This is a genomic window from Burkholderia sp. 4M9327F10 (genome assembly GCF_005503145.1).
GTDB lineage: Bacteria > Pseudomonadota > Gammaproteobacteria > Burkholderiales > Burkholderiaceae > Paraburkholderia.
The window spans coordinates 21,975-39,454 of sequence record NZ_SCNV01000048.1; the positions used below are offsets into that span (position 1 = coordinate 21,975).

The 17,480-nt window shown below is 65.3% G+C and carries 17 protein-coding genes; all 17 read right to left on the reverse strand.

The window, feature by feature from the left end:
- Position 1 precedes the first annotated feature (1 nt).
- The 17 genes from FFS45_RS30940 to FFS45_RS31020 all read right to left on the reverse strand — a co-directional run bounded on the left by FFS45_RS30940 (position 2) and on the right by FFS45_RS31020 (position 17,260).
- A complete protein-coding gene (locus tag FFS45_RS30940) occupies positions 2–2,425 on the reverse strand; it encodes an MMPL family transporter (protein ID WP_137958446.1) in 2,424 nt (807 codons plus the stop codon).
- Positions 2,425–3,108, reverse strand: coding sequence for an outer membrane lipoprotein carrier protein LolA (locus FFS45_RS30945; protein ID WP_137958447.1), 684 nt, complete (start codon positions 3,106–3,108; stop codon positions 2,425–2,427). The genes FFS45_RS30940 and FFS45_RS30945 overlap by 1 nt, the downstream gene beginning before the upstream one ends.
- Positions 3,096–3,527 (reverse strand): thioesterase family protein, encoded by a 432-nt coding sequence (locus FFS45_RS30950; protein ID WP_137958448.1) that lies wholly within the window; start codon positions 3,525–3,527, stop codon positions 3,096–3,098. Before FFS45_RS30950 ends, FFS45_RS30945 begins: the two co-directional genes overlap by 13 nt.
- Positions 3,524–5,116, reverse strand: coding sequence for an aromatic amino acid ammonia-lyase (locus tag FFS45_RS30955; protein ID WP_137958449.1), 1,593 nt, complete (start codon positions 5,114–5,116; stop codon positions 3,524–3,526). The genes FFS45_RS30950 and FFS45_RS30955 overlap by 4 nt, the downstream gene beginning before the upstream one ends.
- Positions 5,103–6,818, reverse strand: coding sequence for a glycosyltransferase family 2 protein (locus FFS45_RS30960; RefSeq protein ID WP_137958450.1), 1,716 nt, complete (start codon positions 6,816–6,818; stop codon positions 5,103–5,105). Before FFS45_RS30960 ends, FFS45_RS30955 begins: the two co-directional genes overlap by 14 nt.
- Positions 6,815–8,506, reverse strand: a complete 1,692-nt coding sequence (locus FFS45_RS30965; protein ID WP_137958451.1) for an AMP-binding protein — start codon at positions 8,504–8,506, stop codon at positions 6,815–6,817. Before FFS45_RS30965 ends, FFS45_RS30960 begins: the two co-directional genes overlap by 4 nt.
- Positions 8,503–9,231, reverse strand: coding sequence for a hypothetical protein (locus tag FFS45_RS30970; protein ID WP_249363002.1), 729 nt, complete (start codon positions 9,229–9,231; stop codon positions 8,503–8,505). Before FFS45_RS30970 ends, FFS45_RS30965 begins: the two co-directional genes overlap by 4 nt.
- Entirely contained in the window at positions 9,231–9,482 is a 252-nt protein-coding gene (locus FFS45_RS30975; RefSeq protein ID WP_137958452.1) for an acyl carrier protein, read from the reverse strand. The genes FFS45_RS30970 and FFS45_RS30975 overlap by 1 nt, the downstream gene beginning before the upstream one ends.
- Positions 9,483–9,485: 3 nt before the next feature.
- Complete coding sequence (locus FFS45_RS30980) at positions 9,486–9,785, reverse strand: phosphopantetheine-binding protein (RefSeq protein ID WP_137958453.1); 300 nt, start codon at positions 9,783–9,785, stop codon at positions 9,486–9,488.
- Positions 9,766–10,554 (reverse strand): 1-acyl-sn-glycerol-3-phosphate acyltransferase, encoded by a 789-nt coding sequence (locus FFS45_RS30985; protein WP_137958454.1) that lies wholly within the window; start codon positions 10,552–10,554, stop codon positions 9,766–9,768. Before FFS45_RS30985 ends, FFS45_RS30980 begins: the two co-directional genes overlap by 20 nt.
- Positions 10,538–11,248: a beta-ketoacyl synthase chain length factor gene (locus FFS45_RS30990; RefSeq protein WP_137958455.1), complete on the reverse strand. Its 711-nt coding sequence runs from the start codon at positions 11,246–11,248 to the stop codon at positions 10,538–10,540. The genes FFS45_RS30985 and FFS45_RS30990 overlap by 17 nt, the downstream gene beginning before the upstream one ends.
- A 263-nt stretch (positions 11,249–11,511) precedes the next feature.
- Positions 11,512–12,372, reverse strand: coding sequence for a polysaccharide deacetylase family protein (locus tag FFS45_RS30995; protein WP_137958474.1), 861 nt, complete (start codon positions 12,370–12,372; stop codon positions 11,512–11,514).
- 194 nt (positions 12,373–12,566) lie between these two features.
- The gene (locus FFS45_RS31000) at positions 12,567–13,595 is read right to left on the reverse strand and encodes an aromatic ring-hydroxylating dioxygenase subunit alpha (protein WP_137958456.1); all 1,029 of its coding nucleotides are present in this window, start codon (positions 13,593–13,595) and stop codon (positions 12,567–12,569) included.
- Complete coding sequence (locus tag FFS45_RS31005; protein ID WP_137958457.1) at positions 13,592–14,707, reverse strand: hypothetical protein; 1,116 nt, start codon at positions 14,705–14,707, stop codon at positions 13,592–13,594. Before FFS45_RS31005 ends, FFS45_RS31000 begins: the two co-directional genes overlap by 4 nt.
- Positions 14,704–15,876 carry an ATP-grasp domain-containing protein gene (locus FFS45_RS31010; protein WP_137958458.1) on the reverse strand — a complete coding sequence of 391 codons (1,173 nt, stop codon included), beginning with the start codon at positions 15,874–15,876 and terminating at the stop codon, positions 14,704–14,706. The genes FFS45_RS31005 and FFS45_RS31010 overlap by 4 nt, the downstream gene beginning before the upstream one ends.
- 71 nt (positions 15,877–15,947) lie before the next feature.
- Positions 15,948–16,952: a 3-oxoacyl-[acyl-carrier-protein] synthase III C-terminal domain-containing protein gene (locus FFS45_RS31015; RefSeq protein ID WP_137958459.1), complete on the reverse strand. Its 1,005-nt coding sequence runs from the start codon at positions 16,950–16,952 to the stop codon at positions 15,948–15,950.
- Complete coding sequence (locus FFS45_RS31020) at positions 16,949–17,260, reverse strand: helix-turn-helix domain-containing protein (protein ID WP_137958460.1); 312 nt, start codon at positions 17,258–17,260, stop codon at positions 16,949–16,951. Before FFS45_RS31020 ends, FFS45_RS31015 begins: the two co-directional genes overlap by 4 nt.
- Positions 17,261–17,480 lie beyond the last annotated feature (220 nt).

Below are 17,480 nucleotides of genomic sequence, written 5' to 3' on the forward strand. Positions count from 1 at the left end.
ATTACTCCTGTCCCACGCAAGATGATTGCTGTTTCGATGGAATGCCGATCGGCGCGAGCAGCACGGACACCAGAATGCCGATCGACAGCGTCGCGCCGAAGCTGCGCAAGGCCGGCATCGAACTCATCCCGAGCATGCCGAACGACAGCAGGGTCGTGAGGGACGACAGCAGCACACCGGTCCACACGGCGCCGGGGTCCGCGTCCGCTCGCAAGGTGCCCTCGCGCAGGAACACGGCATAGTTCGCGCCCACGCCGAGCACGAGCATCAGCGCGAGCCAGTTGAACAGCGTGAACGGGATATGCGCGTAGCCGAATGCGGCGAGCGTGACGGCCACGGCGAGCAGCACGGGCAGCGTGACAGCGAGGCCGCCGCGCGGCCGGTAGCGCAGCATCAGCAGGATCAGCACCAGCAGTAGCGCGCCCGCAAGCCAGATGCTGCTGTCGACACGATATTCGCCGAAGAGCTTCGACACGCTCGCAGCCTTGTCGACGAAGCTGACCCCGGGTACCGCACGCGCGGCGTCGAGCAGCGCAGGCTCGTTGGCCGGCGTCACGCTTTGCGGAATGACCACGGCGGCAAAGGCGCGGGGTGTCGTGGACGTCGCGCCGAGCCACAGATGGCGGAACGGCTGCGACCAGGGCGCGGCAAGCCAGCGGTCGATCGTCAGCCGTGAGGCCGACGAGCCGGCATAGTCCGCGAGCCACGCGTCGGCGACGTTGTCGCGAAAGCCGGCCTGCAGCAGCATCGCGCGCAGGACGACGGGGTCATTGAAGACGTGGGCGGCGAGCAGCGCGCGGTCGGCGCGTTGCTGCTTCGCGGACGGCACGAATGACGTCACCGATTGCCAGCTACCCACCTTTGCGGCGCCGCCGAGTGCGTCAAGCCTCGCGCCGAGCGCTTCGGCGCGCTCCAGCACGATCTCCGGCGTCTCACCGCGCACCACGAAAAACTGGGCCGTGTTGTCCACGCCCACCGCGCGGGTCACCTCGCGCTCCTGTGCCACGAGCGCAGGGTCACGCTGGATCAGCAGGTGGATATCGTCATCGCTTCGCAATTGCAGCCAGCCGGGTGCGGCTGCGATCAGCAGCGCTGCGCTCACCCAGATTGCACGGCGGCCGCCGATCAACGCCCGCCACGTTTGCAGCATGCGTCCCGCCGCCTTGAACAGGTATTGCGGGCTGCGCGCCGGCGCTCGCGTGAGCAGGGTCGGCAACAGCAGGAGAACCGAGGCGAAAGCAATCGAAATGCCCGCCACCGCGAAGCACGCGATCTGCTTGAGCGCGGGAAACGGCGCGCACGCGAGGATCGCGTAGCCAAGCAGGCTCGTGGCGAGGGCAACCGAGAGCGCCGGTGCGACCGCACGGGCGCCGCGCCGCGAATCCCAACCGTCGCGCGCGCCCAGATAGACGACGAAATACTGGATCGAGTAGTCGACCGCTTCGCCGATCAGGCTTGCGCCGAACACGAGCGTCAACAGGTGTAGCTTGCCGAAGACGAGCAGGGTGAATGCAAGAGCGCCGACAATGCCGAGCGCGGTGGAAACGAAGCCCAGCAGCAATAGCCGCGGCGAACGGAAGATCCACAGCATCAACAATGCGATGCCGCAGATCGACACGACGCCGATCGCATGCATTTCGTGTTCGGAGGCGCTGCGCGCTGCTTGCGCGTAGAAAACGGCTCCGGTTCTGGCGAGCGTGACGTCGGGGAACGCCTGCTTGAGACTCGCTTCGCTGTGCCCCACTGCAGCGAGGACGGCGCGTTGGGTTTGCGTTTCGTACGCGGAGCCCGGCAGGCTTGCCATCACCAGTACGCTGGTGGCCGCGCCGCGATGGGAAACCAGCAGGCTGTCTTCGATCTCCAGATTGGAGGTGGCAAGCGGCAGGCCGCCTAGCCAGTGCTCGAGCCAGCCGAATGGATCGTCGGCGAGCGCGGTGGCAAGACCGCCTTCGGCCGGTGCGTAGAGGCGGCGCATGAGCGCGTTGCGTAGCGTCGCTGGACCGTTCGAACCGTCTGTCAGCAGCGCACGGTCGGCCGGCGTGAGCAGGCCGAACCGGTACGGCATGTACAGGCCGCCGATCTGTGACAGGTCGAACGGCGGCAACGTCGTGGTCACGGAGCGGAACGCGCCGCTCGCCGACAGCGCCGCGCCTAGCTGCTTTGCCGCAGCCTTGGCGTGAGTCGCGTTGTCGCTCGTCACGAGGAACACGGTCCGGTCGCCGAGCGTGGCCGCGAGCCTGTCGACCGCTTCTTCAGCGACCGGATCCGCCTCGGTGGCCGGCAACAGGGCGAGCAGATTGGTCTGCAGCGGCGACGGACCGGCGAAGCGCCACACGCAGTAAAGCGCGGCCGATAGGGCGAACACGAGCCACGCGGCACGCATGCCCCATGCCGGTTTCGAGCCTCGCACCTGTGCCGCGTCCATTAGGGCGCTCCGAAAAGCTGCTGCTCGGCAGACGTCAGATCAGTCACCGTGGCGGTATCCGAGAAGTCCAGCGTGGTGACGTCGCCGTTCGTGAGCGTGATGTGCAGGGTGCGCAAGTAGCTGCCGCCGCTCATCTGCAAGCCCTTGATTGCCTGGGCGAGCTGCGGCTGGTTCGGTGTGAGCTGCATGCGCCATTGCGCCGGCGTGCCGCTGGCTTGCACGTCGAATTGAGAATAGAGCGCCGAAAGATCGCCGCCGAGCATCGCGCGCATCATCCGCGATACCTCGGCGACGCCGCGCGCACCGTGGGGGCTCGCGCCTCCGACGCGCTGACCGGCTGCGTCGATTTCGCTCACGCCCGCATCGGTAATCAGATAGGTGGCCTGGTACGGTGTCTCGATGCGCCAGATGACGCCGCGTCCGCGCGCGAGCAGCAGCGATCCTGAACTGACGAGCGGTTGTTTTAGCGCGGCGCGTATTTGCGTTTGCGTGAAGTGTGCGCGAATGCCGCTCGCCCGTCCCAACTGGGCGGCGATCTGCGACACCAGCCCCGCGTTCTGCGCAGATCCGGATGCTTCAGCGGATGTGCGCACAGACGTGGACGCGGCATGCGCCGCTGGCGCGAGTGCCTGCAGCGCGACGCTTGCCGCAACCATGGCGATGCGCAGCTTCAGCCCGCCCATACGCGCTCCAGCTTCTCGAACACGACCGGCGGCGAGACGAACTGCAGTTCCTGGGTGGCCGCGCTTACGGCGACCTGGATCGTGTGGCCCTTGGTGAGCCGGGTGCCTGAGGCCTCATCCACGATTTCATAGCCGATCTTCAGGCGATTTTCGTATTCCAGCAGTTGTGCGCGCACTTCGAGCCGTTGGCCGTACACCGCGGGGCGCACATACTTCAAATGCGCCTCGACAACCGGCCACAGATAGCCCGATGCCTGCATCTCGCGATAGTCGTAGTCGAATGCCCGCAGCAGCGCCGCGCGGCCCACCTCGAAATACTTCAGGTAGTGGCCGTGCCAGCACACGTTCATCGCATCGACGTCGTGAAACGGCACCTCGACGGCCGCGCTGGCCGTCAGCACCTTGCGCGGGTCGCTCATTGCGTTTCCCCGCCGTGCTGCCCGAGCAGTTCGCAGGCCGCAATGCGCGCGGTCAGCGCGCGCAGGTCCGCTTCGAGCGCACGGTCTTCGTCGACGAACGGCGAGTCCGCGCTCACGCTTTGCATAAACGCCTGCAGGGGTGGCGGGAGGAACGTGGCGTCGTTGATGCGCATGCGCAGTCGCGCGGCTTGTACGGTGGCGAGGGTATGCGCAGCGGCAACCTGCTCCGTGAGCTCCAGCACGCGAAGGCAATCGCGTGCGGCGATCGTGCCCATGCTGACCTTGTCCTGATTGTGCGCTTCGGTGGAGCGCGAGAAGACGCTCGCAGGCATGGTTTGCTTGAGTGCCTCTGCCGTCCAGGCAGACGACGAAATTTGCACGGCCTTGAAGCCGTGATTGATCGGCGCACGCACCGAGGTGGCCCCGGAGAGATTGCGCGGCAGTCCGTTGTTGAACTTGTCGTCGACGAGGAGCGCCAGTTGGCGATCCATCAGATCGGCGAGATTGGCCACGGCGGTCTTCAACGCGTCCATCGCGAAGGCAATGTGGCCGCCATAGAAGTTGCCGCCGTGCAGCACGCGTTCGCCGTCCGGGTCGATCAGCGGATTGTCGTTGGCGCTGTTCAGCTCGTTCTCGATATCGCGCCGCATCCAGTCAAGCGCGTCGCACGCCACGCCGATCACGTGCGGTGCGCAACGGATCGAATAGCGGTCCTGCAGACGGTGGCCAGGGGTGTCGGCGCGTCCGGCGAGGTCAGCGCGAATCCACGCGGCGGCTTCGGCCTGGCCGGCGTGCGGCTTGGCTTCGAACAGCAACGGGTCGAAATGCGCGGCCCGGCCGTCGAGCGCGATGGTCGACAGGGCGGTAAGCCGTGCGGCCACGCGTGCGAGATGAGCGGCCCGCGCAAAGGCGAGACATGCGAGACCTGTCATCACCGCAGTGCCGTTCATCAGCGCCAGACCCTCTTTGGGCGCGAGCGTCAGCGGCGCATGCCCGAGCTCGGCCCAGACTTCCCGCGCCTCGCGCAACTCGCCGCGAAACAGCACGTCGCGCTCGCCCACCAGCGCCGCCGCGACATACGACAGCGGGGTGAGGTCGCCGCTCGCGCCCACCGATCCCTCGGCGGGAATCAGCGGCAGCACCTGATGGTTGATCAGATCCGCGACACGTTCGAGCAGCACGGGCCGCACGCCGGAATAGCCGTAGGCGAGCGAATTGAGCCGCGCGGCGATCACGGCCAGCGTCTCTGCGTTGTCGAGATGCCGGCCCATGCCGCAACCGTGATAGCGGGTGAGCTGAAGCGGCAGTGCTTCGACCAGTTCCATCGGCACGTCGACCACGCAGGCGTCGCCATAGCCGGTATTGACGCCGTAGACGGTGGCGCCCGCGGCGAGATGGCGGCGCAGAAAATCGGCGCCGCGGGCGATACGTGCTCGCCACGCCGGATCGGTGCTGAGAGCGACGGGTGTGCGTTGCCGTGCAATCGCCACCACCTCTTCGATCGTGAGCCGCCGGCCGCCTATTGTGATGGCATGGGTGCCGGCGCGCGCCGGCTGGCGCACGTCCTCAGTCAGATCACTTTCGGCCATCTACGCCTCCGCTGGGGCGCGCCCAGAAATCGAAAAAGTTGAACCATTGATAAGGCGCCTTGCGGCAATAGTGCTCAAGACGCGTTGCATACCGTTGCGCCCACGTCGAGATATGCCGCTCGCGTTCGCGGCGCGGCAATTCGATACGCTCGGCGAACGGCTCGAAATACAGCCGGTAGCTACCCTGCTCTTTCAGACAGAAGAACAGGTAGACGGGACACGCGAGGGCATGCGCAAGCACGTAGGGACCCTGAGCGAACGGCGCCTGCGCGCCCAGAAACTGCGCGCTGGTTGTTCTGCCCGATTCGTGCGCCGGCGTGCGGTCGCCCACGATCACCAGCAGCTCGCCGCGGGCGATGCGCTCCTGCATCATCATCGCGGTCTCTGGACCGAAGTCGTTGACTTCGAGCAGGTGTTGCGAGAAATCGCGGTTCGCCGACGCCAGTACGCTGTTGAAGCGGCGCGCATGCTCGGTGTAGACGACGGCGGTCACCTTCGCTTGCGCGCCCCTCACCGCAAGTGCCCGCGCCATTTCCAGGTTGCCCAGATGCGAGCCGATCACGAGTGCGCCGCGGCCGCTCGCGAGCAGGGCGTCAAGTGTGCCGGTATCGTGGAAGCAGACCTCGGCCGGTTCGACGTGACCCGACCAGGCCGTCAGCTTGTCGAAACCCGACTGCGCGAACGCGAGCATGTGCCGGTAGGCGGAGAGCCAGCCCGGACGCGGCGTGTCCCGCTGCGCCGAAGCTTGCCCGAGCTGCTCGAAGTAACGCCGCGAGGCATCGCGCGCAGGACGTCCCGTGAGCAGGAAATACGCGACGATCGGATGCAGCCACCACGAGGTGAGGCGCGGGCCGATTGTCTTGCAACCGAGTGCGAGCAGCGTCATGCCCAGGCGGCTGCCGCGCTCCGCCATACGCCACCAGGGCGCCCCGCCTTCGTTGGCGGAGCGGGCTGTGCGCCGTGGCGTCAGCTTGTGCAGCAGGAGCAACGGCAGCCGCAACAGCATCCCGGCGACGAGCCGCGTATGGGTGCGGCTGATGCGCACGTTGTCCCAAAGCACGTCGAAATGGGACACGCCATCGGCCGCGTAGGTGACGGGGGTGGGAATCGCGATGAACTCCACGCGACGCCAGTGCAGGCGCACGAGGATTTCGATGTCGAAGTCCATGCGCGTGCCCAGCTTTACCGTGTCGATCAGCGCGCAGGCGATCTCGAGCGGATAAAGACGGAAGCCGCACATCGAGTCTCGAATCGCGAACGAGAGCGTTTCGATCCAGACCCAGACGTGGGTCAGATAGCGCCCATAGAGTCTCGACTTCGGCACGCTTGCGTCGTAGACCGGGCTGCCGAGAATGACCGCGCGCGGATTGGCATGCGACGCGTCGAGAAAACGCGGCACGTCGGTGGCGTCGTGCTGGCCGTCGGCGTCGATCTGCAGGGCGTGCGTGTAGCCGGCCGCGCGTGCGGCGCGCAGACCGGCCATGACGGCGGCGCCCTTGCCGCCGTTGACCGGCAGGCGCAATAGCGTGAGCTGGTGCGCGTGTTGCTGCGCCAGCGCGGCGAGCACCTGCTGGGTTGCCTCGTCGCTGCCGTCGTCGACCACAAAAAGCGGCAGGCCGTGCACGGCCAGATTCGCCACGGTCGCCGTAATGGCGTCCTTGTGGTTGTAGATGGGGATGACGATGCAGGCGGCTTGACTCATGCCGCCTCCCGGTAGACGAGCACACCCGAGGCGCAGTCGCGCTCGCCGAGCCGGTAGGTGAACGGGATGCGCTGGCGTGACGCGTCGTGTGAGAAGGTCAGCTTGAGCAGTGCGCCCGGCGGCACAGGCGCCATGAACTTGAGCCGGTCGATCGACTCCAGCGTGCCCGCCGCGCCGACGTGAGCTGCGGCGAGCCGTATGGCCCAGTCGACCTGCACGACCCCCGGCAGGATGGGCAGACCGGGGAAATGGCCGGCAAAGTGGACGAGGGTGCGCGGCACGTGCAGCTCGTAGTAGAACTCGCTTCCCTGTTGCGCCTCGGCCAGCAATTCGAAACCGTCTGCCCGGACCTCGAAGCTTGCGGCCAGCGCAGCGGCCGGCAGCTTGCCGCGCGCATCGAACGGCAAGGCGAGGCGAAAGCGCCAGTGACGTGGCAGCACCACGAGGTCGAAATAGGCGGCGAGGTGGCGGCGCAGGATCTTCACGAGCGCGACACGGCCGTTGGCGCGCAACGCTTCGTTGCCGGCTTCGCTTAGCACCACGACTGCACCGGCCCGCTCGCGCGAGGCGCCCGCGAGTCGCGTCACCGCAACCTGGGCGACAAACGGATGCTGGGCGAGGCGGGTCTCGAGTTCCGCGAGCGACAGACGCTTGCCGTCGAGTTTGATCACCCGGTCGAGGCGGCCCAGCAGACGGAAGCGGCCGTCGCTGTCGAAGGCGGCTTCGTCGTCGGTGCGGTGCCAGTCGTCGTGGCCGAGATGCGGCGAGCGCACGCATAGCGCGCCGTCTTCGGCGCGCTGCACGAGGATGCCCGGCATGGCCCGCCATGCGTCCGACTCGTTCTGCCGGCGCCATGCGATGCCGCCGGTTTCGGTACTGCCGTACACCTCGATGGGCGCTGCGCCGAAACGCGCGGCGTATTGGCTGGCGGTTTCAGCCGCGAGCGGCCCGCCGGATGAGAAAAACGCGAGCGGCGCCGGCGAGAGCGTGGCGAAGCTGGGCAGCTCGGGCCAGCGCGACAGTTGCGCTGGCGTCGACACGACCACCGTCGCGCCGCACCGGTCGATGCTTGCCTGGATGGCCTGTGGGTCGGCGCTGACGTTACGCTCGAAAGCGCGTCCGGCCGCCAGTGGCCAGAACACGCGAAACAGGATTCCGTAGATATGGTGATGCGGCACGCTCGCGAGAATCGTTGCCTGGCCGAGCGCTTCTCCCCATTGCCTTTCGAGCGTGTGGACTTCAGCGTTGAACTGGGCGAGCGTCTTCTGCACCGGCTTGGGCGCGCCGCTGCTGCCGGACGTGAAGAGTGTCAGGCGCGCATCTGGATCGATGGCCCAGTTGCCGTGCGCAGCGTCTTGCGGTGCGGTATTGCGCTCGAGCGCAGCCAGATCCGCAGCGGTGAGCAGGCAGTCGTAGGCGCTCGACAGATCGGCAAGATAACCCGGCGTGGCATTCGCCGGAATCACCGGCTCCTTGCCAGACGCGAGCAGCGCGAACAGGGTGCAGGCGAAATCGAACGAATCGTCGAGGCACAACGCGTAGCGCTTCAAGGGCTGAGCCTGTAGTGCCGCGGCGAGGCGCAACGTGCGGGCGCGGAACCCGGCGAAGTCGAGCACGGCGCCGGCGTCGCGGCACACCGGCGTGTGGCCGGCGCGCGCCGCGGCCAGCAGGTCGTGTAACGCGATCATGAAGCCTCCGAACGGGCGGCTCTCGGCAGCATGATCAGATGGCGCCATGCAATCTCGCCTGCCAGCAGAACGCCGATCAGCGCATAGGCGAGCGCGCCGTTGTAGAGCGACCATGCGTCGCGGCGCCAGCACAGGGCGGTATAAACAGAGAACACGCTATTCAGCATGAAGAAGGCGCACCAGATCTGAGTGACACGGCGCGTGTAGCGCACCACTTGAGGACTCGGGTCGGGATTGCGGAGTCTGGCGAATTTCTCGACCATTGACGGGCCGCGCACGAGCGTAGCGCCGAACACCACCAGCAGTCCGAGATTGACGAGCGACGGGTAGAGCCGCAGCAGCAGTTCGCTGTTGGTCAACACAATCGCCACCGACGCGCAATTGAGCACCCCGGCGACGCACCAGTCGACCGACGTCAAACGGCGCAACGACTCGGCGACCGCGCCGGTGCCGGTCCAGCGCTGCAACCAGAGCAGAACGAACAGCATGCAGCCGATATAGCGCGGGGTGTCCCAGTGCCATGCGCACAAGATCACCAGGGGATAGGCAAGCTTCGTGGCGATACCCAGCAGACCACGCAATTTGCCACCGAGCTTGCTGCCGGCTTTGCCGCGCAGGCCGCTGCCAGTCGTTGCAGCCGCTGGCGCGGCATGGTCATCGCGAGGCGGGATGCCTTGCGCTGCCGTTCCGGGCGTCTCCTGTTCGCACGAGGGCACGGACAGCATCAGTCCTGAGCCGCAAGCAGCGACTCGATTGCGCTGATCACGTCGCCGACCGTGCGCACCTGCTTGAACTCTTCCGGTTTGATCCGGCGTCCGGTCATTTCCTGCAGCTTGATCGCAAGGTCGACGGCGTCGATGCTGTCCAGATCGAGTTCTTCGAACAGATGTGCTTGCGGCGTCACGCGTGCCGGCTCAATGGCAAAGTTCTCTTTGAAGATTGCGCGGATGCGCTCCAGAATTTCTGCCTCGGTCACGATTCACTCCCCTGTGCTTGCGGTTTCGCTGACCGCGGTTGCTGCTTCCCGCTGACTGGCAATCAGCGCTGCGAGGCTGCTGACGCAGCGGAAATGGTCGCGCATGCGTGTGTCATCCGCGGCGATGGTCAGTTGATACTGTTTGCGCAGCACGATGCCGATCTCCAGCGCGTCGATCGAATCCAGTCCGACGCCGTCGGTCTCGAAGAGCGGCGCATCGTCGTCGATATCGGCGGGAGTCAGGTGTTCCAGATCGAATGCTTCGATCAGGAGCTGCTTAATCTCAAGTTTTAAAGAATCCATATTCGAACAGGTGCTGGGTGATGTGCTTCTCGATAGCGCTCGTCACGCTGCGTGCCGCGAGGGCCGGTGGGACATCGTCAATGGCGAGCCGTTCGATGCCCACAGGATCGAGCGCGTTGACACTGATGCGGAATGGACGCGCCGGTACGTGGTACCAGCGCATCTCCTTGGTGAAGGCCGGCGGATCGCAATTCATCAGGACCGGGACAATCGGCGCCCCCGCGTTCAGCGCGATATAGGCAAAGCCGCGCGAGAACGCGTGCAGGCGGTTCGGCGCGGGACTGCGCGAGCCCTCGGGGAAAATGATGATGGTGTTGCCCGCCGCGAGCTGGCGCGAACAGTCTTCGACGAACTGGACCGGGTCCGCGTTGCTCACATAGCCCGCGGCCCGCACGATACCCCAGAAGCAGGGGTTGCCCCAGTGTGCGTTTTTCACGACGCAGCAGGCCGACGGCACCATGGCGAGCAGCACCATGACGTCAAGATAGGTGGGATGATTGGCCACGACAATGGCCGGCCCGCTTGCGCGCAGGCGGGCCACGCCTGCAACGTCGAGTTCCATCACGCCGGTCCACTGCAGCGCTGCAACCAGCGCGCGAAAGAACCAGTGAATCACAGCGGTGATCGCGCGTTGGCGTGAGGCGGCATGCGGCCAAAGGCTCGCGAGCGGATAGGCGAGGATCGAGAAGAGCAGTCCGCAGATGCCGAACACGACGAAGCTCATGCCCGTGGCGAACAGCCGCCAGCCGTAGTCAAGCCGCGCGGTCATGCCATCTCCATTGCCAGTTGGCGCCGGCGCTTTGCCACGTTGCGGCCCGGCGCGAGTCGAGGCAGTGCGCGATTGCCTCGCTTTGCGTGGCGAAGCGCGCGCTCGCGGTGGCCCCGCCGGCTTTATCGGCTTCATCGGGTCCGCAGAGGGTGCATTCCAGTTGCCCCTGGGCTGCATCTGCGTCGAGCAGGATGGCGAGCGCACCTTCCTGCACTTCATCCTCGACGCTGCCGTACAAGGCATCGGCCGGTTCGTCGGCATAAACCAGCAGAACCGGCGGCGAGGGCTGCGTTATGTATTGCGCATAAGCTTCGAGCAATGCGTAGCCGAGTGTTTCGGCACCGGCCGAGATCGCCGTGGCGGGCGAGCGGTCGCTTCGCGCAATGCCGAAGATTCCGGACATGGCATTGAGTACCGAAAGACTGAAGGCGTTCGGCGAAACCGGTTCGGCTGCCGTGATGGCGCGCAAGATGTCGGTGGTGCGCCGCAGTTCCCCGTGCCGCGATGCGAATACCATGCGCACGGCTTCCTTGCCGTCCGCGCAGTCGTACGCGACCTTGAGCGCGACCCGCGACAGGGAGCTCAGGCGCCGGCGCACCATTGGCTCAATAAAACCTGCGTCGGGCATGGGCGCGGAGGTAGCGGACCAGAATGACCAGTGGGCAACCGGCATGGTCCAGTGCAAATCGGGCATCACGGTATTCTTATATTGAGGACTGCAGCAGTTTCAGATCCCCGCCGAAGCGAAATGTCAAAGCTTGTTAAGACTTATCTCGCTACGGATCCTGATAATGTGCAGAGGAAGGTCAAGTTGTTTTCGGTTATGTGCGTTAACGGCATGCCGCGCAAATTATATAGGCCCAGGAATGGAAATAATCCGAGGAGCCTGTCGGTAGTGACGAAATTTAACGTGCATGGCTAACCAAATCGCTCTCGCAGCAATGTCGTCTTATATTTTTATTCTTCTGTGAAAGATTTTCGTAATGTAATGAAGCGCAGCCCCTGGTGTCTGGCGGCTTCAAACACACGCGGCAATGCGCAGAGGAGCACGGGTTGGCCGTTCGCCGTGGTGGCGGCATTACCATCGTGCACGAGCAAAATGTCACGAGGCGACAGATTGTGAAGCAAACGTTGTCGTACTCGCTCCGGATCCGGTTCACGCGTGTCGAACCCGCGTTTCGTCCAGGACACCAGCCGCAGATCGTGCTTCTGCAGCACGGGTTCCAGCAGCACATTGCGTAGTCCGGCCGGTGCGCGAAAGAACGTTGGCCGTTCGCCGGTGAGCTCGATCAAGGTTCGCTGCGCCGTATCCACTTCTTTGGCCAACGCGCCCGGAGTTTTAACTGAAAACGTGTGCCGGTGCGTGTACGAATGGTTTTCGATGGTGTGGCCGCGCGCCACGATCTCGCGGGTGAGCGACGGATAACGGCGGGCGCGCTCTCCGATGCAGAAAAAAGTGGCGCGAATCGCGTATTGATCGAGCAGATCGAGCACTCGTGGCGTGACCTCGGGGTCCGGGCCGTCGTCGATTGTCAGCGCGATGCAGTTGGCGTTGCCGGCGACCGCCGGTAAATGGGTCCAGTTGGGCCCGAGCAGCGACGAGCGCGGCCACAATCCCGCCAGCGTGACCGCAGCATGGTTGATGGCTGTGCCGGTGAGCCACCACGGCCATGTGGACGGCGCAATCGCGCAACCGGCCAGCGCGGCCGCATGCCATGCGGTGGTGAGTTTTAGCGCGATGGGGTGGCCCGTGACGGGCCAGCGACGCTCAGGCGTCACTTCCAGTCCGAGTGGCGCCCGCGTGATGGGCTCGGTCATCCTGCTTCTTCTACACTTAAATAAACGGCCTGTTGCGTGCAACGGCTTTCAACGCCGCGCTTCATGCTGATGAAGCGGGAAGATTGCGATTGTGCCGCATTCGCGAAAGACTCGAAGTTTATTGCATCGACGCGGATTGGTGTAGGGTTAAATAAAGGGTGAGAGGATTCGGGATAGTGAGGACTTCCAGGATCTCAAAGCATGATTTCTATCCGCCGGCTTTGTCCGGCGGGCGGGTGCGACGCGGGGGACCAGATCTCATCGAGAGCGGGCCTCACCAGATCGAGCTCGGTCGACACCCCTGTCGTGCGGTGAAAGCGCGCCTTGTTGAGGGCTTGTGCCTCGACGATATCCTGATCCTGCCGGGCCACATGACGCAAAAAGGGCCATGCGATCATCCGTACCGCCCACTGCGGCGCCCAGCGGTTTTCGACGTGGAAGGTGCCGTGCACCTGAGTCAGCGTCTCACCGATCGGGCTGAAATGAAGCGTGAAATAGAGCGCACTGCCGTTCTGATAACGGTATTCGAGTTGCGCCGTACCCGCCGCGGCAGCCGCGAAATGCGCGCGCTCCAGCTCACGCGGCGACTCGAACAAGCGGTACAACCAGCCGCTTTGCTGCGGCTGTCCGCGATAGTCGACCTGTAGCAGGCCCGCCGAGCGCGTGAGCGTCGCGCTGACGACCCGGCGATCAGCGTCACCGCGTACCAGCCCCGGATGCACGAAATGCGTATGCAGCGGATCGAGGAAATTCTCCAGCGCATCGGCCGCGTGGGCCTTCCACGTTGTGCTCCAGGTGAAGCGGCGGCTTCCCTGCGGCAACCTGCGCACAAACTCGGGCAGCCCGTGCGAATCCGCGCTGCTCGTGGCGTCGAGTTTGACCCAGACGAGCCCGTCATGCTCCATCACCGGGACCGAGGCGACCCGCACCAGTGGCTTGCACGATGAGGGTGCCAGTCCGGGTATCGCGGTACAGCGTCCATCGGCACTGAAGGTCCAGCCGTGATAGCCGCATTGCAGCCCTGCCGGCGTGACGCGCCCTGCCGACAACGGCGCATGCCGGTGCGGGCAACAATCGTCGAGCGCGAGCAGTTCGCCCGACTGCATGCGCGCCAGCACCAGCGGCCGGTCGAACAGCGTGACGGCCAACGGTTTCGACTTCAGCCGCCGCGACGATGCGACCACAAACCAGCTTCGATACAGCGTCGGGTTCCATGGGTTCATAGCTGAAAGCGCCTCATGATCGGTACGCCGAGCCGGGTTGTCAGCATCTGCAGGCCGCGTAGCGTGCGGCGTGTCGCCGCCGGCAAATGGCGGCTAAGCACTGCACTGTATTCGATCGCCGGCTCGCCACCCCGCAGCCGCTTGAAGTGCGCTGCGCCCGCGCTCAGATTGAGAACGGCCTCGCGTTCGAGCGTCGTCTTGAGCACATGCGCCATCAGCAGACGATACAGGCCTGCGGCAGACGGCCAGCTCGTGTCGTAGCCGACAATCGGTGCGCTTAGCAGCATGCCCTGCCCGAACATGCCGACTACCGCGCGCAGTTCCCCGCTGTCGTCCCTGAAGCCGAAGAATTCAAGCAGCCCCGCGTGATGCCACGCTTTCAGAAACGCGGCCGTATAGCTCGGGTTCAGCCGCGAATACTTCTCCAGATAGAGTTGCGCGTAAAGCGTTTCGCTCTGGGCAAAATCGGCGTCGCTGAAGTCGTCGTGGCCGACCGGCGTCAATGGTGTGGTGCGCAGCAGGTGCAGATCGCGGCGCAGATTCTGATGCCGGACTCCGCTCTGCTTCATATTGCGGAACAGGTACACCTGGCGCGTGGGGATCAGGTCGAAGCCGGCCGCTTGCAATTCCCGCAACCAGTCGGCATGTTGCACGGGATTGAGCGAGCGGAACCACACCGCATGGCGCGGCCAGCGCGCCTCAGACGCCGCCGCGAGCGCGGCAAAGTCGATGCCGTCGGCGGCGGGGTACAGGTTCGTGCTGACCAGCCAGTTGTTCAACGATACCGCGTTGTCCAGCTCGGCGCGGCGCAGCCAGCGATCGGCGAGGCCGATCACGCCGCCAAGCGGCGCCGCAAGCATGTGCGGCGCGACGCGGCGGGTCTCTTCGAGCGCATAGCGGCTATAGGTCGTCAGTGGCGAGCAAACCCATGCGTTGTCCGGCACGTTGCCGTTGACGGTGACCGGCAGGCTCAGGCCGCCGGTATCGAGCGTTTCCACTTGAGCGTCGATGTTCGAGACGAAACCGCGCGTGGCGACGCCGGCATGCAGCGCGGCGAAGGCCGCGGCCTTGCCGGCGAAACAGGCGTGCGGCACGTACAGGCATTCGCTCATGGTTCGGGCAGCTCCTCGCCGTCCCACTCGATATCCTGCGTCGCCGCCTCGCGCATATTGCAGCGCTGCGCGAGCGCCAGCCGCGCATACGACGCCAGATCGCGCAGCGCGCCGCCGATCGGGCCGCGATCACCTGGTGTGCCGATCACGTCGGCGGCGCGGCGGTAGTCGCGCAGCCACCCGCCGAGTTCGCCGCGCCGCAGCCCGCCGATCAGGCCTGCACTCAGCATCACCGCGCCAATCATGCGTGGTGTGCCCAAGGGCGGCTCGATGGGGGCTGTTATTTCGCTGCTGAGGGTGCCGTCGAGCGCTGCGGGCAGCGGGGCGTCGAGCGCAAACAGATGGCAGCCGCTGGTCGCGCGGGGATTGCATTCGAGCACGCTCACGCGCCCGTCGGCCTGCTGGATCCAGTCGAACGACAACTGCCCGGTGAAGTCGAGCTTGCGCGCGAAGTTTTCGACGAAGCGGCGAATGGCCTCGATGCGCACCGCTTCGAAATAGAAACTCGAACTCGTCGACATTCTCCAGCGCGGCCAATACACGCTATGCGCGACCAGCCGGCCGCGGTCCGCCACGCTGTACGAGCAGAATTCACGGCCTTCCGCGAAAGCCTGCACGACCCAATGACCGAGCGGCGCGAGCGCCGGTGCGTCCGCCGGGATGCCGTGGCGATAGAGCCGTACATGCACGCCGAAGCGGGAGTACTCCGGCTTCAGCACGACCGGTCTGCCACCTGCCCAGGCGCGGGCTTCGTCAAGCGACGCGACCCGCGCCGAATCCGGCACCTCGGCGCCGCAGCCGCGAGCCAGCGCAAGAAAGCGCCACTTGCTGTGCACGTCGCGCATCTTGCCGAAGTCTTCGGCTAGGACGCGCACGTGGGCCGGCAAGCGGTCGCGGTACCGCGAGACAAAGAAAACCTCCTCGCAGGTCGGCACGATCAGGTCGATGCCGTGCGCCAGCGAGGCGCGCCGCAAATCGTCCACGAAGCCGGCCGGCGCGTGACGCGGCGACGCGACCCGCAGCGTCGCAGTGACCGCATGCGAGGCGCCGCTGATCTGGCAAGGGATGCTGTCGGCCACCCACACCTTCCAGCCCTGATGCGCGAAACGGCGCGCGTGGTCGAGTGCGGACGGCGCGCGGCCACCGAGTATCAGGACGTTACACGTCATGGCGCCGCCCGGCGCTGCTGCGCGGCAGAGAACCCGGGAAGCCGGCCGGAACGAGTGTGAGTCGCCGCATCTCAGTAGACCATGACCATGCCGCCGATCGTCAGGCCCGCACCGGAGCCGATCAACATGATGGGATCGCCGCGCTGCACGCGGCCGTCCGCAATTGCGTGATGCAAGGCGGACGGCAGCGACGCAGCGACCTGGTTGCCGTAGCTCGCGAGGATATCGACTGTGCGGGCCGCTTCGACATGCAGCCGCCTGGCGAGGTGATCGAGCGCGAGACGGCTCGCCTGATGCGGCACGATGAGGCGCAGTTGGTCGAGCGTGAGCGCCGCGCTGTCGAGCAGGCCGTTGACGAAGCGCGGCAACTCGCGCGAGGCTGCCTTGAAGAGGCGCGGACCGTCCATGTGGAACAGCGACAGCGGATCGATACTGGTGCTCAGCCGCAGAGGATGATAGCGCGAGCCGCCGGCCTTGATCTGGCAATACGCGGCGCCCTCGGGATAGGTTTCGATGCGCGAGGCCAGGATCGACGACGCTTCGCCGGGCGCGCTTTTGCGGATCACCGCGGCCGCGGCGCCGTCGCCGAAAATCGCCGATTCGCCAAGCGTCGACCAGTCCAGCGAAAAGGTGGCGATATCGGCGGAGACGATCATGACGTTGCGGTAGCGCCCGCCTTCGACCAGATAGCTGAGCGTGTCGAGCCCTACCAGAAACGACAGGCAGCTTGCGCCGACATCGAACGCGGCAATCCGCCTGGCCTCGCCGCCGAGTTCTGCGAGAACCATCGCCGCGTTGTAGGGCAGCGCCTGATCCATGGTGGCCGACGCGCAGACCAGGCAGTCGATGTCGCTCCAGCGCAGCCCGGCATTGGCGAGTGCCGCTTCGCATGCCTGCACGGCCAGCATGGCCGCGTTTTCATGGACGGTGCGATGCCGCGTGCGCACGCCGTAGCGCTTGAATACGGTCCCCACCGGCAGGCCGAAGCGCCGGTCTATTTCATCGCTCGTCAACACCTGTTCAGGCACGGCGACGCCCGTTCCGCAGATGCGGACACTGCGCCCGTGGTTCGTCATATTGCTTCCTCTGCATAGCGGGCCGTGCTTTCCAGCGCCTGCAGCAGCAGGGCTTTGTTCACGGTGAGAAATACCTCACGGCCTTCCTTGCTGGCTTCCAGCAGGCCCGCCGACTGCAGCACGCGAACGTGATGCAGCACGGCGGTCCGGCTGAGCGGGAGCGCGTCCGCGATCTGCTTGATCGTCAGCCGTTCGCCTGGCTCGAAGAACAGCAGGATGCGCTGCCGGTAGCTATCGCCCAGCGCCGAGAAAACGGCGGCGAATTGCGCCCAGTCCGCAGGAATGTCGTTGGCATATTCGTTTCGCATATCTATAAATCTAGATATGTAGTTATTTTAAGTCAAGCTTTTATCAACCGGCAAGGTGCTGATGGATAGCCTTTGATCAGAACGGTCTCGTTATTCAAGACGCATGAGCGACGCTCGCGTTGCCATCCAGTACGGTTGTCGTCTTAAAAACAATACAGTTTGGTTGCGCGATGTCTGGCTGTGTAGGGAGTCCGCCTGGCCGCGCCGATAAAGTCAGCGG

What these genes read in the sequence shown, in the direction of transcription:
- FFS45_RS30970 (WP_249363002.1), bottom strand. Translation starts at nt 9,231, where the DNA reads ATGCTGTCCGTGCCCTCGTGCGAACAGGAGACGCCCGGAACGGCAGCG.
- FFS45_RS31020 (WP_137958460.1), bottom strand. Translation starts at nt 17,260, where the DNA reads ATGCGAAACGAATATGCCAACGACATTCCTGCGGACTGGGCGCAATTC.
- FFS45_RS30940 (WP_137958446.1), bottom strand. Translation starts at nt 2,425, where the DNA reads ATGGACGCGGCACAGGTGCGAGGCTCGAAACCGGCATGGGGCATGCGT.
- FFS45_RS30960 (WP_137958450.1), bottom strand. Translation starts at nt 6,818, where the DNA reads ATGAGTCAAGCCGCCTGCATCGTCATCCCCATCTACAACCACAAGGAC.
- FFS45_RS30980 (WP_137958453.1), bottom strand. Translation starts at nt 9,785, where the DNA reads ATGGATTCTTTAAAACTTGAGATTAAGCAGCTCCTGATCGAAGCATTC.
- FFS45_RS30990 (WP_137958455.1), bottom strand. Translation starts at nt 11,248, where the DNA reads ATGCCCGATTTGCACTGGACCATGCCGGTTGCCCACTGGTCATTCTGG.
- FFS45_RS31015 (WP_137958459.1), bottom strand. Translation starts at nt 16,952, where the DNA reads ATGACGAACCACGGGCGCAGTGTCCGCATCTGCGGAACGGGCGTCGCC.
- FFS45_RS30985 (WP_137958454.1), bottom strand. Translation starts at nt 10,554, where the DNA reads ATGACCGCGCGGCTTGACTACGGCTGGCGGCTGTTCGCCACGGGCATG.
- FFS45_RS30995 (WP_137958474.1), bottom strand. Translation starts at nt 12,372, where the DNA reads ATGACCGAGCCCATCACGCGGGCGCCACTCGGACTGGAAGTGACGCCT.
- FFS45_RS31000 (WP_137958456.1), bottom strand. Translation starts at nt 13,595, where the DNA reads ATGAACCCATGGAACCCGACGCTGTATCGAAGCTGGTTTGTGGTCGCA.
- FFS45_RS31005 (WP_137958457.1), bottom strand. Translation starts at nt 14,707, where the DNA reads ATGAGCGAATGCCTGTACGTGCCGCACGCCTGTTTCGCCGGCAAGGCC.
- FFS45_RS31010 (WP_137958458.1), bottom strand. Translation starts at nt 15,876, where the DNA reads ATGACGTGTAACGTCCTGATACTCGGTGGCCGCGCGCCGTCCGCACTC.
- FFS45_RS30950 (WP_137958448.1), bottom strand. Translation starts at nt 3,527, where the DNA reads ATGAGCGACCCGCGCAAGGTGCTGACGGCCAGCGCGGCCGTCGAGGTG.
- FFS45_RS30955 (WP_137958449.1), bottom strand. Translation starts at nt 5,116, where the DNA reads ATGGCCGAAAGTGATCTGACTGAGGACGTGCGCCAGCCGGCGCGCGCC.
- FFS45_RS30965 (WP_137958451.1), bottom strand. Translation starts at nt 8,506, where the DNA reads ATGATCGCGTTACACGACCTGCTGGCCGCGGCGCGCGCCGGCCACACG.
- FFS45_RS30945 (WP_137958447.1), bottom strand. Translation starts at nt 3,108, where the DNA reads ATGGGCGGGCTGAAGCTGCGCATCGCCATGGTTGCGGCAAGCGTCGCG.